12 protein-coding genes are annotated in these 16,765 nt (G+C 63.7%); 10 read left to right on the forward strand and 2 right to left on the reverse strand.

The genetic code is table 11. The features are described 5' to 3' along the window. Nucleotides 1–78 precede the first annotated feature (78 nt). From MKI84_RS04460 to MKI84_RS04475, 4 genes are all read left to right on the forward strand, one after another. Complete coding sequence (locus tag MKI84_RS04460; protein ID WP_241616834.1) at nucleotides 79–510, forward strand: MAPEG family protein; 432 nt, start codon at nucleotides 79–81, stop codon at nucleotides 508–510. A gap of 10 nt (nucleotides 511–520) precedes the next feature. Beyond that, nucleotides 521–1,819 (forward strand): RsmB/NOP family class I SAM-dependent RNA methyltransferase, encoded by a 1,299-nt coding sequence (locus MKI84_RS04465; RefSeq protein ID WP_241616836.1) that lies wholly within the window; start codon nucleotides 521–523, stop codon nucleotides 1,817–1,819. Nucleotides 1,820–1,982: 163 nt separating this feature from the next. Further along, complete coding sequence (gene guaA, locus MKI84_RS04470) at nucleotides 1,983–3,578, forward strand: glutamine-hydrolyzing GMP synthase (RefSeq protein WP_241616838.1); 1,596 nt, start codon at nucleotides 1,983–1,985, stop codon at nucleotides 3,576–3,578. Between the two features lie 221 nt (nucleotides 3,579–3,799). Beyond that, nucleotides 3,800–5,149, forward strand: coding sequence for a tyrosine-type recombinase/integrase (locus tag MKI84_RS04475; RefSeq protein WP_241616839.1), 1,350 nt, complete (start codon nucleotides 3,800–3,802; stop codon nucleotides 5,147–5,149). 26 nt (nucleotides 5,150–5,175) lie between these two features. Here MKI84_RS04475 and MKI84_RS04480 read toward each other — a convergent pair whose 3' ends face one another. Further along, the gene (locus tag MKI84_RS04480; protein ID WP_241616840.1) at nucleotides 5,176–5,382 is read right to left on the reverse strand and encodes a helix-turn-helix transcriptional regulator; all 207 of its coding nucleotides are present in this window, start codon (nucleotides 5,380–5,382) and stop codon (nucleotides 5,176–5,178) included. A 129-nt stretch (nucleotides 5,383–5,511) separates the two neighbouring features. Then, a complete protein-coding gene (gene traA / locus MKI84_RS04485) occupies nucleotides 5,512–8,469 on the reverse strand; it encodes a Ti-type conjugative transfer relaxase TraA (RefSeq protein ID WP_241616843.1) in 2,958 nt (985 codons plus the stop codon). Between the two features lie 172 nt (nucleotides 8,470–8,641). Between traA and MKI84_RS04490 the strand changes: the two genes are divergently transcribed. The 6 genes from MKI84_RS04490 (at nucleotide 8,642) to MKI84_RS04515 (ending at nucleotide 16,378) form a co-directional block, all read left to right on the forward strand. Next, a complete protein-coding gene (locus MKI84_RS04490) occupies nucleotides 8,642–8,968 on the forward strand; it encodes a conjugal transfer protein TraD (RefSeq protein WP_241617557.1) in 327 nt (108 codons plus the stop codon). Nucleotide 8,969: 1 nt separating this feature from the next. Beyond that, a complete protein-coding gene (locus tag MKI84_RS04495; RefSeq protein ID WP_241616845.1) occupies nucleotides 8,970–9,236 on the forward strand; it encodes a conjugal transfer protein TraD in 267 nt (88 codons plus the stop codon). Nucleotides 9,237–9,426: 190 nt separating this feature from the next. Continuing rightward, the gene (locus MKI84_RS04500) at nucleotides 9,427–11,100 is read left to right on the forward strand and encodes a type I restriction-modification system subunit M (RefSeq protein ID WP_342593612.1); all 1,674 of its coding nucleotides are present in this window, start codon (nucleotides 9,427–9,429) and stop codon (nucleotides 11,098–11,100) included. Beyond that, nucleotides 11,090–12,385, forward strand: a complete 1,296-nt coding sequence (locus tag MKI84_RS04505; protein WP_241616849.1) for a restriction endonuclease subunit S — start codon at nucleotides 11,090–11,092, stop codon at nucleotides 12,383–12,385. The genes MKI84_RS04500 and MKI84_RS04505 overlap by 11 nt, the downstream gene beginning before the upstream one ends. A 3-nt stretch (nucleotides 12,386–12,388) precedes the next feature. Beyond that, complete coding sequence (locus MKI84_RS04510) at nucleotides 12,389–13,084, forward strand: abortive infection family protein (protein WP_241616851.1); 696 nt, start codon at nucleotides 12,389–12,391, stop codon at nucleotides 13,082–13,084. A gap of 150 nt (nucleotides 13,085–13,234) precedes the next feature. Next, complete coding sequence (locus tag MKI84_RS04515; protein ID WP_241616852.1) at nucleotides 13,235–16,378, forward strand: type I restriction endonuclease subunit R; 3,144 nt, start codon at nucleotides 13,235–13,237, stop codon at nucleotides 16,376–16,378. Nucleotides 16,379–16,765 lie beyond the last annotated feature (387 nt).

Raw genomic sequence — 16,765 nt, forward strand, 5'->3', positions numbered from 1 at the left:
CGCTTCATCGTCCCGCCGGCGCCGGATTTCCCGGTGCCGGCGGGTTTCGCGTTCCGGGTTGATCGGGGAGACCGTGCCGTGAGCGTCGCTGCCATTCTGCTGCCGGTCTTCGTGCTGGTGTTTCTGGCCTTCGCGCTGCTCCTCCTGCTCGGCGGGCGGCGCAAGGCCGCGCTCGCGGCCGGCGAGGTGGACCTCGAACAGGCACCGCTGGACGACCGCGCATGGCCGGCCAGCGTGCGGCAGGCGAGCAACGCCTTCCGCAACCAGTTCGAGCTGCCGGTGCTGTTCTATGCGGTGGTGACGCTGGCGCTGGTGACCCGCAAGGCCGACATCGGTTTTGTGGTCCTGTCCTGGATTTTTGTTCTGTCGCGGTTCGGCCAGGCTTTCGTGCATGTCACCTCGAATGACGTGCGCTGGCGGTTCCTGTCTTTTGTCATCGGTTTCGGCGCGCTTGTGCTGATGTGGGTGCTGTTCGCGCTCGCCATCCTGCTCGCGCCGGTGATCCCGTGAAGGTGCTTGAATGACCCCCGCCGCCCGGCTGTCCGCCGCCATCGATGTGATCGCCACGCTTGTCACTGAGCGCCGCCCGGCTGCGGACGTGCTGAAGGACTGGGGACGCAGCCACCGCTTTGCCGGCTCGGGCGACCGTGCGGCCGTTTCCTCGCTGGTCTATGACGTGCTGCGCCGCCGCGCCTCCGCCGGCTGGCTGATGGGCTCGGAGGAGGCGCGCGCTCTGGCGCTGGGCACGCTCAAGCTGGCGCGCGGCATGGACGCCGACGCGATCGCCGCCCTGTGCGACGGTTCGCGCTTCGCGCCCGAACCGTTGAGCGAGCGCGAGGCCGAGCGTCTTGCCGCCGGTTCGCTGGAAGGCGCGCCCGCTTATGTCGAGGGCGATTACCCGGAATGGCTCGACGCCTCGCTGGCGGCGGTGTTCGGCGAGGAGCGCGCGCTGGAAGGCGTGGCGCTGGCCGAACGCGCGCCGCTCGATTTGCGCGTCAACACGCTGAAGGCCGACCGGGACAAGGCGGCGCAGGCGCTCGCCCATCTCGGTGTGACGCCGGGTGCGTGGTCGCCGCTCGCCCTGCGCATCGTGCTGGAGGCCGACGGCAAGGCCCCCGCGCTGACCGCCGAGCCGGCCTATGTGAAGGGCCAGGTGGAAATCCAGGACGAGGGCTCGCAGATCGCCGCCATCCTCGCCGCCCCGCCCCGCGGCGGGCAGGTGCTGGACCTGTGCGCCGGCGGTGGCGGCAAGACGCTGGAATTCGCCAGCCTGATGGACAATGCCGGCCAGCTCTACGCCTATGATGACGACATCCGCCGCCTCGCCCCGATCCATGAGCGGCTCCAGCGCGCCGGCGCCCGCAATGTGCAGGTGCGCAGCCCGCGCGGGCCGGCCGACGTGCTTGCCGACCTTGAGGCCCGCATGGACCTCGTTCTGGTCGATGCGCCCTGCACCGGCACCGGCACATGGCGCCGAAACCCGGACGCCAAGTGGCGCATGCGCCCCGGTGCGCTTGTCGAGCGCATCAAGGACCAGACTGAAATCCTCGACACCGCCGCCCGTTATGTGAAGCCCGGCGGGCGGCTGGCCTATGTCACCTGCTCGCTGCTCGACGAGGAGAATGGCGCGCAGATCCGCGATTTTCTCACCCGCCATTCTGAGTTCCGCATCATTCCGCCCGCGGAGACGGTGCTGGCGCTCGGCGAGCGCGGCATCCTGCTGCGGCAGGCGGCGCTGGCGCGCGAGGAGGGGCTGCTGCTCACCCCGCGCCGCACCGGAACGGACGGCTTCTTCATCGCCATGCTGGCGCGCTCATGAGCGGGCGGGCGACATTCGCGACAGCGATGGCCGCCGCGCCGGCCGGCATTACTGCGCATGAGCCGCACCTCTCCGCCATCCGTGGGCGCTATTCATCGCCTTCGAGCCTTGCGCGCGCTGCGTCGCTTTACCCGTCCGCCGCCTCTCACTAGAAGATCTCGCCATGACACATCCCGCCATGACTGACACCGCCGAGACCGTCGACGCCGCCGAGCACGACACCATCCTCATCATCGACTTCGGCAGCCAGGTGACGCAGCTCATCGCGCGCCGTGTGCGCGAGGAGGGGGTCTATTCGGAGATCGTGCCGTTCCAGAGTGCGGCGGAGGCGGTGCGGCGGCTCAAGCCTGTCGGCATCATCTTTTCCGGCGGTCCGGCCTCGGTGCTCGATGCCGGCAGCCCGCGCGCGCCGCAGGAGGCCTTCGATGCCGGCGTGCCGATCCTCGCCATCTGCTACGGCCAGCAGACCTGCGCGCTGCAGCTCGGCGGCGAGGTCGAGGGCGGCCATGCCGCGGAGTTCGGCCGCGCCGAGGTGACGATCCACAAGGCGAGCGCGCTCTATGACGGTGTGTGGGAAGTTGGCAGCCACTACCCGGTGTGGATGAGCCATGGCGACCGCGTGACCCGCCTGCCGGAAGGCTTCGAAGTCGTGGCGACGTCCGAGAACGCGCCCTTCGCCATTGCGGTGAATGAGGGCCGGCGCATCTACACCACCATGTTCCACCCGGAAGTGGTGCACACCCCGCATGGCGCGGCGCTGCTGCGCAACTTCGTGCGCAGGATTTCAGGTGCCAGCGGCGATTGGGGCATGAAGGCCTATCGCGACGAATCGATCCGCCGCATCCGCGAGCAGGTGGGCTCGGAGCGTGTGATCTGCGGGCTTTCCGGCGGCGTGGATTCCTCGGTGGCGGCGGTGCTGATCCATGAGGCGATAGGCGATCAGCTCACCTGCGTGTTCGTCGACCACGGCCTGCTGCGCCTCGGCGAGGCGGAACGCGTGGTGACGCTGTTCCGTGATGCCTACAACATTCCGCTCGTCCATGTGGATGCCTCCGAGATGTTCCTCGGCGCGCTGGAAGGCGTGACCGACCCGGAGGTGAAGCGCAAGACCATCGGCAAGCTGTTCATCGACGTGTTCGAGGACGAGGCCAGGAAGATCGGCGGCGCGAAGTTCCTCGCCCAGGGCACGCTCTACCCCGACGTGATCGAAAGCGTGAGCTTCACCGGCGGGCCTTCGGTGACGATCAAGAGCCACCACAATGTCGGTGGCCTGCCCGAGCGCATGAACATGAAGCTCGTCGAGCCGCTGCGCGAATTGTTCAAGGACGAGGTGCGCGCGCTCGGCCGCGAGCTGGGGTTGCCGGAAGTGTTCGTCGGTCGCCACCCGTTCCCTGGACCGGGCCTCGCCATCCGCTGCCCGGGCGAGATCACCCGCGAGAAGCTGGATATCCTGCGCCTCGCCGACGAGATCTACCTCGAGGAAATCCGCCGCGGTGGGCTCTATGACGAAATCTGGCAGGCTTTCGCGGTGATCCTTCCGGTGAAGACCGTCGGCGTGATGGGTGACTACCGCACCTATGACTATGTGGTGGGCCTGCGCGCGGTGACCTCGGTCGACGGCATGACGGCGGATTTCTACCCCTTCGACATGTCCTTCCTCGGCCGCGTGGCGACGCGGATCGTCAACGAGGTGAAGGGCGTGAACCGCGTGGTCTACGACGTGACCAGCAAGCCGCCGGGGACGATCGAGTGGGAGTGAACTAGGGTGGTTTCAGACCATCCCGCGTCGTGCCAGAAATCGCAGCAACCCTCTGTCTAGCAACGATTTTTCTTCCTACCCCGTATCACTGCATGTCACCCCAGCCGGACCACTTTGTTGGTACTGATGGTGGTATAGCGCAGGATGGTCGAGAAACGGGCTTCCGGTACCAACAGCGCCTGTTGATGGTATCCGTTCGCCCCTCGATCGGATGCGGATTTATGAGCGAACTCACTGATAAAGAACTGAAAAATCTCAAGCCGAGGGCCAAGCTCTACAAGGTGACGGACCGCGATGGGATGTACGCGGCCGTCACCCCGACCGGCGTGGTCTCGTTCCGGTATCAGTACCGGGTGAACGGGCGGCAGGAGGTCTTGACCATCGGCCGATATAGGGCCGAGGCGACGCGCAAGCTGACACGGGCTCCCGACGCCCTGGAATACGGAATGGAGGTGTCGCTTGCGGAGGCGAGGGCACTTCTGGCGCGCGCTCGGCGTCAAGTCGAGCGGGGCGAGTCGCCGTCGAAGGCCAAGGTCGAAAAGCGGACAGCGTCGGCGGAAGCGTTCACGTTCGGTGCGTGGGCAGAGGCCTATTTCAAGCACAAAGCCGATCCCAAGTCCGGGGCCGAGAAGCTGGCTGACAGCACCCTGGCAATGCGCCGATCCGTCTATGATCGCGCCATCGCGGGAGAGTTATCGAAGCTCAAATTGGGGGAGGTGACGCCGCAACGCCTTAAACATCTGTGCGACAAGGTTAAGGAGAAGCGCGGGCCGGCCGTCGCCGTGCATGTCCGCGAGGTCGTGTTGCTGGTGTTCCGCCATGCCCAGGGAAGCGGGCTGGACGTGAGTAACCCGGCCGAGTCGATCCGCACCAGCGCCATCGCCACTTTCGAGCCGCGCGAGCGCGCCCTTTCGCCCTCCGAGGTTCGCGCGGTCCTGGCGGCCTTGGATCATGTGTCGGCGGCGCCCACGCTGCGCTTGGCGGTGAAGTTCGTCCTGCTGACCGGCGTCCGCAAGTCGGAGTTCATCGACGCCACATGGAAGGAAATCGACTTCGCCGCCGCGCGCTGGACGATCCCGGCCGAGCGCATGAAGGCCGGCAAGTCGCATGTAGTTCCGCTGAGCGATCAGGCTCTCGACATTCTGACGGTGTTTCGCACCATGTTCGGAGCCAGCCGATACCTGCACCCCGGCCGATACGACAGCGATACGCCGATCAGCAATGCCACCCTCAACCGCGTGATCGACACGGTGGTGGAGCGAATCCGGGAAACTGATCCTGATTTTCAGAGCTTCGGCGTTCACGATCTCCGTCGCACATTCTCGACCGGCCTGAACCGCGCCAAGTTCGATGATCGCTGGATCGAGATGAGCTTGGCCCACGCGCCCCGGAACCGGATCGCGGCCGTCTACAATGTGAACCGCTACCTCGCCGAGCGGAAGATCATGCTCCAGTGCTGGGCTGACATGCTCGACGCTTGGGTAGACGGGCGATCCGCAAAGGAGCTGATCGCTGACGCGAAGCGACGATCCGCCGAGGTTCATGATGACGCATTGGATGATGATCTCTGAACGAGGTGCTTCCCCCGCCCATTTCGTCAGTTGTTGCCATTGGTGATCCGCCACCTCGGCGGATCAGCAACCCATTGGTTGATGTCGGATTCCCGCCATCCGGCGCCGTTGGTGCTGATCCTGAGCTGGGCGGGGAAGGTACCCTCGGCAATCTTGCGGTAGATGGTGGACCGTGACAGCCCGGTACGGGCAAGGACGGTCTTCAGGCGGATGATACGCTCTGGTGTCTGCATGGCGGTGCTGCCTCGTGCTGAATGCGCCTGATGGCGCCTGCTCCAGACAAGGCATGGGATCGCCGACCGGCAAGAGGATGAACGGCGCCGGTGTGGCGTGGCGAACCGGTGGCGGTAGATCGGACGGGTCTAGAGACCGAGGCCTCGGCTGCGGTCGAAGTCGATGCCGTGGCTGCGGGCAAGCTCACGGCCCAGACTGCGTCCGGTTTCAAAGCTGATGCCGAGTTCCTTCTTGCGAGCGGCAAGCAGGGATTCGAGCTGCGGATCGCGCTCTAGGCTCCGCGCCATGTCGCCCATCTGGATGCGGGTCGCCTTGTAGCCGGAGTAGTCGCCGTCGCTGTACTGGTGCTGACGCTGTCGGTCGAGCTTCTGCCAGCGCTCGACGAAGCGATCGGCACGGCGCTCCGGATCGGTGCGGATTTCGGTTTCAAGCTGGAGGGCGCGGATGGTGCGATTGAGCTTGCCGTCGGCCGCCTCGTGCACCAGCTCCGGGTTCTTCTCATAGGCGGCTTCCGCATCGCGCCAGCCATGGGGCCGCACCTCGTCGAAGGCCTTGCGGGCGTCGGCCAGCTCACGCAGCTGTTCGGGCGTGCCCTGTCCGGTTGCGTCGGCGGTGGTGAGGATCGCGTCCCACGCCCGGGCATGCCGGATGAGCGCGCGGGTTCTCGCCCGGCGCAGTACCGCCTCCGGATCCTCGGGAGCCTCCTGCGCGAGCGGCCGGGCTTTGTTTCCGAGCTCTTCGCGTAGGGCTGGCGCTTCCCGTCCCGCGGCCACCGACGGCCTGAGCGTGTCGACGAGGTCGCGCAGCTTCTCCGGAACCTTGTGCACGATCTCCACGACCCGCTGGCGGAAAGTGATGCCGCGGCGCTCGGCATAGGCCTGCGCCGGTTCGGACTGCGCGTAGTCCGAGGCCATGTCCTTGGCCCGGTCGCGCGATAGGGTGCGCACCAGCCGGTCCCCATCGGCGAAGTCGTCACGGCCATAGTGCAGTTCCATCCCGTCGCGATGACGCGACAGCGCGACGTAGCTGGAATGGGCATCCATGCCGGGCGTGGCCAGCAAATGGGCGCGGTCGACCGTCATGCCCTGCGCCTTGTGGATGGTGGCGGCATAGCCGTGATCGATGCGGTCATAATCCTTCAGCTCGAAGGAGATTGATCGGCCATCATCAATACGCACGGACATGGACTGCGCGCTGACCTCTTCGAGGGTGCCGAGCGTGCCGTTCTTCACCCCAAGCCCACGCTCGTTCTGTAGGAACATCACGCGGTCGCCGCTGGCGAAGGAACGTTCCCCGCGCTCCACGGTGACGCGCACCTCCTCACCGAGATCGCCCGCCTCCCGCATCCGCGCGCGGGCGGCCTGGTTGAGCGCGCGTACCTCGTCATTGGTGTGAGTGAGGATGATGCGGCTGCGGTCTGGCGCGGCCTGCCGGTCGCGGTCCCAGCGGTCGATCAACTCATCGCGCGCCTGCTCCCGCGTTTGCGCGGCATGCACCATGCCGCTCCTCTCATAGGCCTGGATGGCCTCGCCGATCCAGCCGGTCGCCAGATCGCGCGTGGCATCGCGCTGCCAGCTCTCGCGCTGGCGGCGGACCTCGCTGATCTCGGCGCCGCCATGACGCTCGACGAGCGAGCGGAAGGCGGCGCCCGCCTCGATGGATTGCAGCTGCTGCGGATCGCCGACCAGCACCACCTTGGCGCCGGCATCCGCGGCATGGGAGAGCACGCGCTCCAGCTGACGCGTGCCGACCATGCCGGCCTCGTCGATCACCAGAACATCACGCGACGTAAGCCTATCCCGGCCCTGGCCCCAGCCATGTTCAAGGCTGGCGATCGTTTGGGATGTGATGCCCGATCCGCTCTCCAGATTCTCCGCCGCGATGCCGGACAGCGCGACGCCGCGCACCTCCAGGCCGGCCGCTTCCCAGGCCTCGCGCGCCACACCCAGCATGGCGCTCTTCCCCGTCCCGGCATAACCGACGACGATGCCGAGATCGCGGGTGCCGGTGATGCGCGACAGCGCGTCAGACTGCTCACCGGAGAGAACAAGCCCGCGCTCTTCGGCACGCGCCAGAGCGGCATTCTTGTCGGTATCATTCACTGCGTGGCGTTCGCGCTCCACCATGAGTTCAGTAGCCCTATGCAGGCGCTGCTCAGCTTCGATCATCTGCCGCGTGGTGAAGCGATCTTCGCCCCGCCCATCCTTGCCGAGCTCGACGAGATCGGGCGCACGGCCAATGGCGCCCATCACCTCGTTGAACTGCTCGATGCCGTCACTGTGACGGTGCGCGAACCGCGCCATGTCGCGCCGAGTGAAAGTCGATTGCTGATGGGTGATCGCCTCCAGTGCCAGTGACGGATCAGTGATGATGCGCGCGCCATTGCCGCGCGCGATCTCGCGATGAACCTCCGCCCGATCGGCCGCCTCGATCCCTTCCGCTTCGATGCGTTGCGCGGGCGCGCCGATCTGGCTCTGCGGCTCCAGTGCGATGCCCTGGGCTTCCAGGCTGCGATGATCGATGCGCGCGTCGATGTCGAGCTCGGCCAGCCGCTCATTGATGAGCGCGGCCCAGCGTTCGCGCCAGCGCTCGACCATCTCGGTCGCGTTCCACTCCCGCACCTTCGGACCGAAGGTGTCCTCTTCCACCGAGCGCATGGTGAGCATGACATGGGCATGGGGTTTGGCCATGCCGTCCTCACCGACATCCCAATGCACATTGAGATCGGCAACCATTCCGAGATCGACAAACTCCGCCTCGACGAAGTCGCGGGCGAGCGCGATGCCCTGCGCCTCGCTCATCTCACGCGGCAGGGCGAACTCGACCTCGCGGGCGAGCTGCGCATCCTTGCGCAGCTCGAAGGCCTCGACATCGTTCCAGAGCCGCTCGCGGTCGCGCCACGCCTCGGGTGCCCCGTCCGGCATCAACACCTCGGAATGCACGACGCCGCGCTTGGAGGAGAAGTCCTGGACGCGATCGATCCGCGCATCGCGCAGCCGACTAGCAGATCGGTATGCCGCGGACGCCACCGCACTGGAGCCGGCCTTGCGGCCGATGACCTTGACGTGAAGATGATAGATCGCCATCGCGATCCGAACATCACCACGGCGAAGCGCACGTCGGAACGACGTATAAGCGCGCCCTCCCTCGAAAAAATCTCGGGAGCGACGAGCCCATCCCAGTCTGTCCTGGCAACATTACAGCCCTCCGCAACCCGCTCAACTATCATCACCTCATCGATTGCTGATGGAGATGATCATGCGCAAGCCACGGGATTTCGATACGGAGCTGAAGGCACTCGAAGACAAGGCACGACAGCTCAAGGCCCGCAAAGTACAGCAGCTCGGCGACCTGGTGATCGCCACCGGCGCCGACGCGCTCACGGCGGAGGAATTGGCCGGCGCCCTGCTCGTGCTGGCCGAGACCAAAGACCCCGGAAGGATGGAGGCGTGGGCGCGACGGGGCGCGGCGTTCTTTCACGGAAGGGCACGCCGATCTACAACATCAGCTGAGAACAACGATGTCAGCCCTCCGACGCAACCGGGCGGCACACAACCGCCATCAGGCAGCACGGGCGCGGCATGACATGCGCGACTGGCAGGTCGAACGCCGCAGGCGCACCCGGCATCTGATCGAGCTCGGCGGGCTCGTCGTCAAGTCGGGCGTCGTTGAACTGACCGGTGACGACCGCGCCGTGATCTATGGCGCGCTGCTCTGGATTGCGAACAAGCTCAGAGGTGACGATAGCGAACGGGCGCGCAGCCTTTGGACGGCTAAGGGAACGCATGCGTTCGATACGATACGCGACGGTGGCAATCTCGCTGCCAAGCCGGGCCAATCAAATGGGGAGTGAGCGATGGTGCGCGGCGCGGAGACCCCATGTATCGCAGCGCCGCTCGCCATCGCATGACGATGCTGCGGGTGCCAGCGCCTTGGCTATTGGTAGATAGGGCCACTTTTTCCTTGCCTCACATGGCGACATTAACCATTCATTGACTGGAAAAGTCCGATCAACGGGCAATCTTGGATCGGGGGAATGCGTCGTGCCACGAGCGAGAAAGCCGGGGAGCAAGAATAGTGCAACAAAGGCCGTAAAGCCCGACCCTTCAATAGCTGCAACACTTTTCGCGGCGGCTGATAAGCTGCGCGGAAATATGGATGCCGCTGAATATAAGCACGTCGCACTCGGCCTGATCTTCCTGAAGTATATCTCCGATCGCTTTGATGTCCGCATGGCTGAGGTCAAGGCTAATCCGGAAGAGGCGTCCCTGCTCGACGATCCTGACGCCGCCCGCGATCTTATCATCAGTGAAGGTATCTTCTTCGTGCCGGAGCGGGCTCGCTGGACCTTTCTCAAGGAAAGCGCCACCAGCACCAAGCCGACCATCGGCGAATTGGTCGATCAGGCCATGATCGCCATCGAAGCGGAAAACCCCACGCTCAAGGGCGTGCTTACTAAGAACTACGCTCGGCAGGAGCTGGATCAGACCAAGCTGGGCGAGGTGCTGAAACTATTCTCGGACATCAAGTTCGAGGATGCGCATCACGGGCAGGACGTGCTGGGTAGGGTCTACGAGTATTTCCTCGGCGAGTTCGCCAAGTTGGAGGGCAAGCGCGGGGGGCAGTATTACACGGCGGGTTGCGTAGTGAAGCTGCTGGTCGCCATGCTAGAGCCTTTCAAGGGCCGCGTTTACGATCCCTGCTGCGGGTCGGGCGGAATGTTCGTGCAGTCCGAGCGCTTCGTGGAGGAGCACGCCGGAAAGCACGCCGACCCAAAGAAGGCGCGCGACCAGATCGCCGTCTATGGGCAGGAGAGCAACGCCACCACGTGGCGGCTTGCCAAGATGAACCTCGCCATCCGCGGCATCGAGGCGAATCTTGGCTCCAAGTGGGCGGACACCTTCCACGAGGACCTGCACAAGGGCCTGATGGCGAAGTATGTCCTTGCCAATCCGCCCTTCAACGACAGCGACTGGGGCGGAGATAAGCTGAAGGGTGACACCCGCTGGCGCTATGGCGTGCCGCCGGCGGGCAACGCCAACTTCGCTTGGCTCCAGCACATTATCCACCACCTCGCGCCGGATGGATATGCAGGCGTGGTGCTGGCCAACGGCTCGCTCTCCAGCCAGCAATCTGGCGAGGGTGAGATACGCCGCGCGCTGATCGAAGGCATCACGGTTGGCGAGGGTGGTCGGCAAATCCACTACCCCGGCCTTGTGGACTGCATCGTGGCGCTGCCAGGCCAGCTCTTCTCCACCACGCAGATACCCGTCTGCCTGTGGTTCCTCAGCCGCGACAAGTCAAACGGCCTCTCGCGCGACAAGAAGCTGCGCGACCGGACGAACGAGATCCTGTTTATCGATGCGCGGGGCCTTGGCGCTATGGTCTCGCGCACATTAAAGGAGCTCACCAGCGAGGGCGAAGGCAACGACATCGACAAGATCGCCGACACCTATCATGCATGGCGCGAAGTCAGCGGGCACTATCAGGACATACCCGGGTTCGCCAAGTCCGCTACGATCGAGGAGGTGGCGGCGCAGGGCTTCGTGCTCACGCCGGGGCGCTATGTCGGCACCGAGGCGGCAGAGGAAGACGAAGAGGGCTTCGACGCCAAGATGGCCCGGCTGACCACAGCCCTTTGCGAGCAAATGGCCAAGGGGGTGAAGCTGGACGAGCGCATCCGCAATGCGCTGGCGGAGGTCGGCCATGGCTGGTGAATGGGAGATAGTGGAATTCGGGCAAGTCAATGACATCTTCGACGGACCGCATGCCACCCCCCAATTCAGTGACGAAGGGCCGATTTTTCTTGGCATTGATGCACTTGACGACGGCCGGCTAGACCTCTCGCAAACTCGGCACGTAACAGATCAAGTCTTCTTGGACTGGACAAGGCGTGTGGTGCCACAGTCTGGCGATCTGGTGTTCTCCTATGAGACCCGGATTGGTCAGGCGGCGCTTATACCAGAGGGCCTTAAGTGCTGTCTTGGTCGCCGTTTGGCGCTGGTTCGTCCGAAGTCCGATGCGGTCAACAGCCAGTACCTACTCTACTATTTTCTGGGCCCTGGCTTCCAAGAGCATCTTCGGGCCCATACGAAGCCTGGAAGCACTGTCGACCGCATCCACCTCAAGGACTTTCCGAGCTTCCCGCTCGTTTTGCCGCCCCGGCCGTACCAAGACGCTATCGCCAACCTACTCGGCTCCCTCGACGACAAGATCGAGTTGAACCGGCGCATGGCGGCGACGCTGGAGGAGATGGCGCAGGCGCTATTCAAGAGTTGGTTCGTGGACTTCGACCCTGTCCGCGCCAAGGCCGAGGGCCGGGCCCCCGGCCTTCCTGCCGCCGCCGCCGCCCTGTTCCCCGACAGGTTCGGAGACGACGGCCTACCGGAAGGGTGGAGCAAGGCATCGCTTCTTGACCATGCCCGTCTCATATCTGGCGGCACTCCGAAGACCGAAGAGCCGACATATTGGGGCGGTCCTATTCTGTGGGCCAGTGCGAAGGATGTCAGCCGGTGCGCTGACCGGTTTCTCACAGTCACCGAACGCACGATTACACGTCGCGGGTTAGAAGAAAGCGCCACTCGCATGGTGCCTGCCCTGTCAACAGTTGTTGTGGCGCGCGGTGCAACGACGGGACGGCATTGTCTGTTTGGGCGCGAAATGGCCATGAACCAAACCTGCTATGCGCTTCACTCGGAGGCGGAAAGACCGTTTTGGCTTGCCTGCACATTCTCGGCGCTGGTCGCAGAGTTGGTGCATGGCGCCCATGGCTCTGTGTTCGACACGATCACCACCACGACACTTCAAACAGCAAAGATCGTCCACGGTAGCGACGAGGTCATTTCTGCGTTCGAGCGTTTCGTTCAGCCCATCTACGAGCGGATTCTCAGCCTTGTGGAAGAAGCAGCGGCATTGCGCGCCCTCCGTGACACCCTGCTGCCCAAGCTCATTTCCGGCGAACTCCGCATCAAGGACGCCAGCAAAGCCGTGGAGGCGGCCTGAGGCATGCCCTACACGCTTCAGATGCTGCGCGCGCTCATAGACGCCCACCCTGACCGGGCCGAGCCCCTGCGCATCCATATCGAGGCGCTGGAGCGCAGCATAGAGAGCCAACCCGCCTTCTGCCTCCAGAGCGTGCGCACACTGTTCGAGGCCGCGCACGCCACCATCGGCCCGCATCTTGGCATCACCTTCGGCAAGGATGAACAGTTCCATCAGCGCACGCGTACGCTGCTGAACGCTATGGACTTCTCGGTCGCGGATCACCCCGAGGCTGTAAAGATCAACGAGACCATCACGCGTCTGCTGGGCAGCATCAATGGTGCGGCTCACGCCCTCGCTGAACTGAGCAACATCCCCAACATGCGCCATGGCGGATCGCTTGACTGGGGCACCCTCCAGCGCCAGCACGCACTTATGCTTGGCGGCCTTTCCGACAGCCTCGTGGCGTTTCTGTTCGATGTTGCCTGGAGCCGTGCCGCCCCGGACGGAGCACCCGGGGACAAGCCCGGCTATGACGATCACGACGCCTTCAACGCTCACATTGATGACGAGTACGACGCGATCGAGATTGCGGGTGCGACCTTCGTCCCGAGCTATGTGCTGTTCCACCTCGACGAGACCGCCTACGATGCGGCACGTCTCGACTGGGAGGCTGAACGAGACGAGGACAAACATGCGGGCGAGGAGGCCGCTGCATGACGCGTCGCCGTCAGACCGGAACTGTTGCGCTGGGCGCGTGAGCGCGCAGGTGTCTTGGCAGCTGACGAGTTGACGGGGCGCTTCCCCAAGCTCCCTGAGTGGGAAGCAGGTGATACAAGGCCAACGCTGAAGCAGTTGACCGGAGGGCACATGAGCGACATCAACCCTATGCCTTCCGACAGTCCATGCATCGATCTGGCCGAGGAAGCTGTCGAGTTGGCGGCGCTCTCGTGGTTCGAGTTGCTTGGTTGGCGGAGCGTGCCAGGTGACTATCTCGCACCGAATGGGCCAATGGGTGCGCGGGCGGACTACCGCGAAGCGATCCTGGAACCTGAGCTGCGCAGCGCCATTGCCTCTCTGAACCCCGAGGCAACCGCCGACATGGTCAACTCGGCAGTGCTCAAGATCAAGGCGTCGCAGAGCCAGGACCTTATCGAGAACAACCGCCTGTTCCACCCGTTACTCGTCAGCGGTGTGCCGGTCGAGGTGAACGAGAAGGGCACCACGCGCACCATCGGTATCAAGATCATCGATCAGGAGAGCCCGGGGGCCAACAGGCTGTTGGTTGCCAACCAGTTCATCGTAAAGGGCGAGAAGGGCACGGTGCGCGCGGACGTCACCGTTTTCATCAACGGCTTACCGGTAGCGGTTCTCGAGTTGAAGAGTCCATCGGACGCCTCCGCTACACTGGACAAGGCTCACAGCCAGTTGACGACCTACAAGACGAGGGCGCCGGAGCTCATGCGCACCAACCAGGTGCTTGTGATCAGCGACGGCAGCAACGCACGCATCGGGTCACTGACAGCTCAACTGGACCGCTTCGTCCCATGGAGGACGATCGACGGTGTGGGCATTGATGACGCGCGGCGTTCTGAGCTTGAAGTTCTGATCCGTGGCGTGTTTGCGCCCGAGAACTTTATCGAGCTAATTTGCGATTTCATCGCTTTCGAGATTAAGGACGGCACGGTCAAGTCCAAGAAGCTCGCCGCCTATCACCAATTCCATGCCGTGCGGAAGGCACTCGCTTCGACCCTAGCCGCGTCCCAGTCCGGCACCCTTAAGGGCGGCGTCGTCTGGCATACGCAGGGTTCCGGGAAATCGTTGACCATGCTGTTCTTCGTGCGGCAGCTCCAGCTTGCCAAGGCGCTGAGGAACCCCACCATTGTGCTGGTAACCGACCGCAACGACCTCGACGGTCAGCTCTTCGGCACGTTTGTCGATCATGGTGCAGCCCTTCGCATGACGCCCACGCAGGCAGAGACGTCGGAAGAGATGCGCCGCTTGCTTGCAGTTGATATCGGCGGTCTGGTCTTCACGACCATCCAGCGTTTCAGGGGCGAGGACGGCTCGCACCCCCTCCTTACCGACCGCAGCAACGTTATTGTCATCGCAGACGAGGCGCACCGCACACAGTACGGCTTCAAGAAGCGCTACGTGGAACGCGACGGCGGCATGAGGGAGGCCGTAGGGTTTGCCGACTACCTCAGACAAGCCCTCCCTAAAGCTACGGTCGTGGGCTTCACAGGCACGCCAATCGAAGAGCGAGATCGCGATACCTACGCCACATTCGGGGATGTCATCGATACCTACGACATGACCCGTGCCGTGCAGGACAATGCGACGGTCCCGATCCATTACACCGCTCGACTTGCCCGTCTACACTTAGCACTAGACGATGGCCAACGTGCGCAGCTTGATGCGCTGGCTGAGGAACTGGCCGAAGGTGATGACGCCGCCGTAGAGCGCATCAAAGGCAAGCTCGCACGTTTCGAGGAGGTAGTGGGCGCACCAGAGCGCGTTGCCCAGATCGCGGCCGATGTGGTGGACCACTTCGACAGGCGGCGCGATGCCATGGCAGGTGGCAAGGGGATGATCGTCACAGTCAGCCGCCGTGTCGCCGTGATGCTCTATGACGAGATCGCCAAGCTTCGTCCCGCTTGGGTTTCAGCCGACACCCGCGATGATAGATCGGGCCTCATGAAGGTGGTGATCACAGGCAACCGCGCGGACGATCCCCAACCGCTGCAACCCCACCTGCGCACGAAAGCCCGGCTGGAGGCGCTGGCGTCCCGGTTCAAAGAGCCCTCTTCCGGCTTCGATCTGGTGATCGTTCGTGACATGTGGCTGACCGGGTTCGATGCGCCTTCCCTACACACACTTTACATCGACAAGCCGATGCGTGGTCACGGCCTCATGCAGGCGATCGCACGGGTCAACAGGGTCTGGGGTGACAAGCCCGGTGGGTTAGTAGTCGACTATCTCGGGATCGGTGCCGAATTGAAGGAGGCCTTAGAGAAGTATACCCAGGGCGACCGCGACCAAGTGCGCATGGACCCCGATGAAGCTGCGCGTCAAACACTCACGTTGCTTGAAAGTGCCTTGGCGCTGCTGGATGGCGTTGACTGGCAGGTTTTTTTCTCTGCGCCGCCAACTACACGACTGACGATCCTTAAGCAATGCCTCGAGCACTTGCTGGCGACAGGCAGACGTGATGGCTTTATCGAGACTGGGTTCAAGCTGGAAGTGGCCTATGCGATCAGCGCTGGCGACGACCGGGTCAAGGAGCGCGCGCACGAGATTGCAATGGTCGTGGCGCTGCGGGCAAACTTGGCGAAGTACACAATGGGCGCGGGACGGAGCCGCGCTACGGTGGAGAGCGACATCCGACAGCTGCTGTCGAAGGCGGTGATGGCGGACGGTATCCTTGACGTGTTCAAATCCGCAGGGCTGGAGCAACCGGACCTCTCCATCTTCTCAGACGAGTTTCTTGCCGAGGTGCGCGGCACCAAGCAGAAAAACCTCGCTGTTGAGACGTTGCGCCGCCTCCTTGCCGATGAGATCAAGGCCAACGCTCGGACCAACATCATCCAGTCTCAGAAGTTGAGCGAGCGTTTGGACGAGACACTCCGCAAGTACCACAACCGTGCCGTTGACAGTGTGCAGGTCATCGAAGAATTGATCGCGCTCGCAAATGACATCAGAGCCCATGTAGTGCGGGCGACTGAATTAGGGTTGTCGCAGGAAGAAGTAGCTTTCTATGAGGCGCTGGCCGAAAATGGATCGGCGCGAGAATTGATGGCCCATGATACGTTGCGCACGCTGGCAAGGCTCTTGGTGGAGACTATCCGCGCATCGGCGACCATAGACTGGACCCGGAAAGAAGGTGTTCGCGCCAAGATGCGCATTGAGGTGCGGAAGCTGCTCGCTCGTTATGGCTATCCACCAGACCTCCAGAAAGCCGCGGTTGACTTGGTTGTCCGTCAAGCCGAGGCCATCGCTGTCGACTGGGGTTAAAGCTCTGCATCGCTGTATGAGCTGACTTCGCTCCCAAAAAACTTCTGTTGTGAGCATTACTTAAATTCCAGCTTGTTCATTGGAGCGCTCCAGCGAAAATATAGTGATCATGGCTATCCGTTGTGGCCCGCTGGAGAAGAGTCGAACTGCAGCACGTGGCTCGAACGCACCGCGTAAGTTTGATTTCTTAGCCCGGCTATCCGAAGCCGGCCGGTCCGCTCCCGGCCCCGATTGCGCAGTTGCATTGGTAAGGGAAGTCCGGTGCGGTGACTGGCAGGGAGGCGCGAACCGTCTGCAGCTAGCAAAGGGGCTACGGTAGCGCGCTACGATAGTGGGTGAAATGTTGGAGCGAGGTGCCGTGTCGACTTCCTTGAGACCTTCGCTTCG

Origin of the sequence: Ancylobacter gelatini, assembly GCF_022601675.1 — a bacterium.
GTDB classification, from domain to species: Bacteria; Pseudomonadota; Alphaproteobacteria; order Rhizobiales; family Xanthobacteraceae; genus Ancylobacter; species Ancylobacter gelatini.

What these genes read in the sequence shown, in the direction of transcription:
- MKI84_RS04465 (WP_241616836.1), top strand. Translation starts at nt 521, where the DNA reads ATGACCCCCGCCGCCCGGCTGTCCGCCGCCATCGATGTGATCGCCACG.
- guaA (WP_241616838.1), top strand. Translation starts at nt 1,983, where the DNA reads ATGACACATCCCGCCATGACTGACACCGCCGAGACCGTCGACGCCGCC.
- MKI84_RS04475 (WP_241616839.1), top strand. Translation starts at nt 3,800, where the DNA reads ATGAGCGAACTCACTGATAAAGAACTGAAAAATCTCAAGCCGAGGGCC.
- MKI84_RS04480 (WP_241616840.1), bottom strand. Translation starts at nt 5,382, where the DNA reads ATGCAGACACCAGAGCGTATCATCCGCCTGAAGACCGTCCTTGCCCGT.
- traA (WP_241616843.1), bottom strand. Translation starts at nt 8,469, where the DNA reads ATGGCGATCTATCATCTTCACGTCAAGGTCATCGGCCGCAAGGCCGGC.
- MKI84_RS04490 (WP_241617557.1), top strand. Translation starts at nt 8,642, where the DNA reads ATGCGCAAGCCACGGGATTTCGATACGGAGCTGAAGGCACTCGAAGAC.
- MKI84_RS04495 (WP_241616845.1), top strand. Translation starts at nt 8,970, where the DNA reads ATGCGCGACTGGCAGGTCGAACGCCGCAGGCGCACCCGGCATCTGATC.
- MKI84_RS04505 (WP_241616849.1), top strand. Translation starts at nt 11,090, where the DNA reads ATGGCTGGTGAATGGGAGATAGTGGAATTCGGGCAAGTCAATGACATC.
- MKI84_RS04510 (WP_241616851.1), top strand. Translation starts at nt 12,389, where the DNA reads ATGCCCTACACGCTTCAGATGCTGCGCGCGCTCATAGACGCCCACCCT.
- MKI84_RS04515 (WP_241616852.1), top strand. Translation starts at nt 13,235, where the DNA reads ATGAGCGACATCAACCCTATGCCTTCCGACAGTCCATGCATCGATCTG.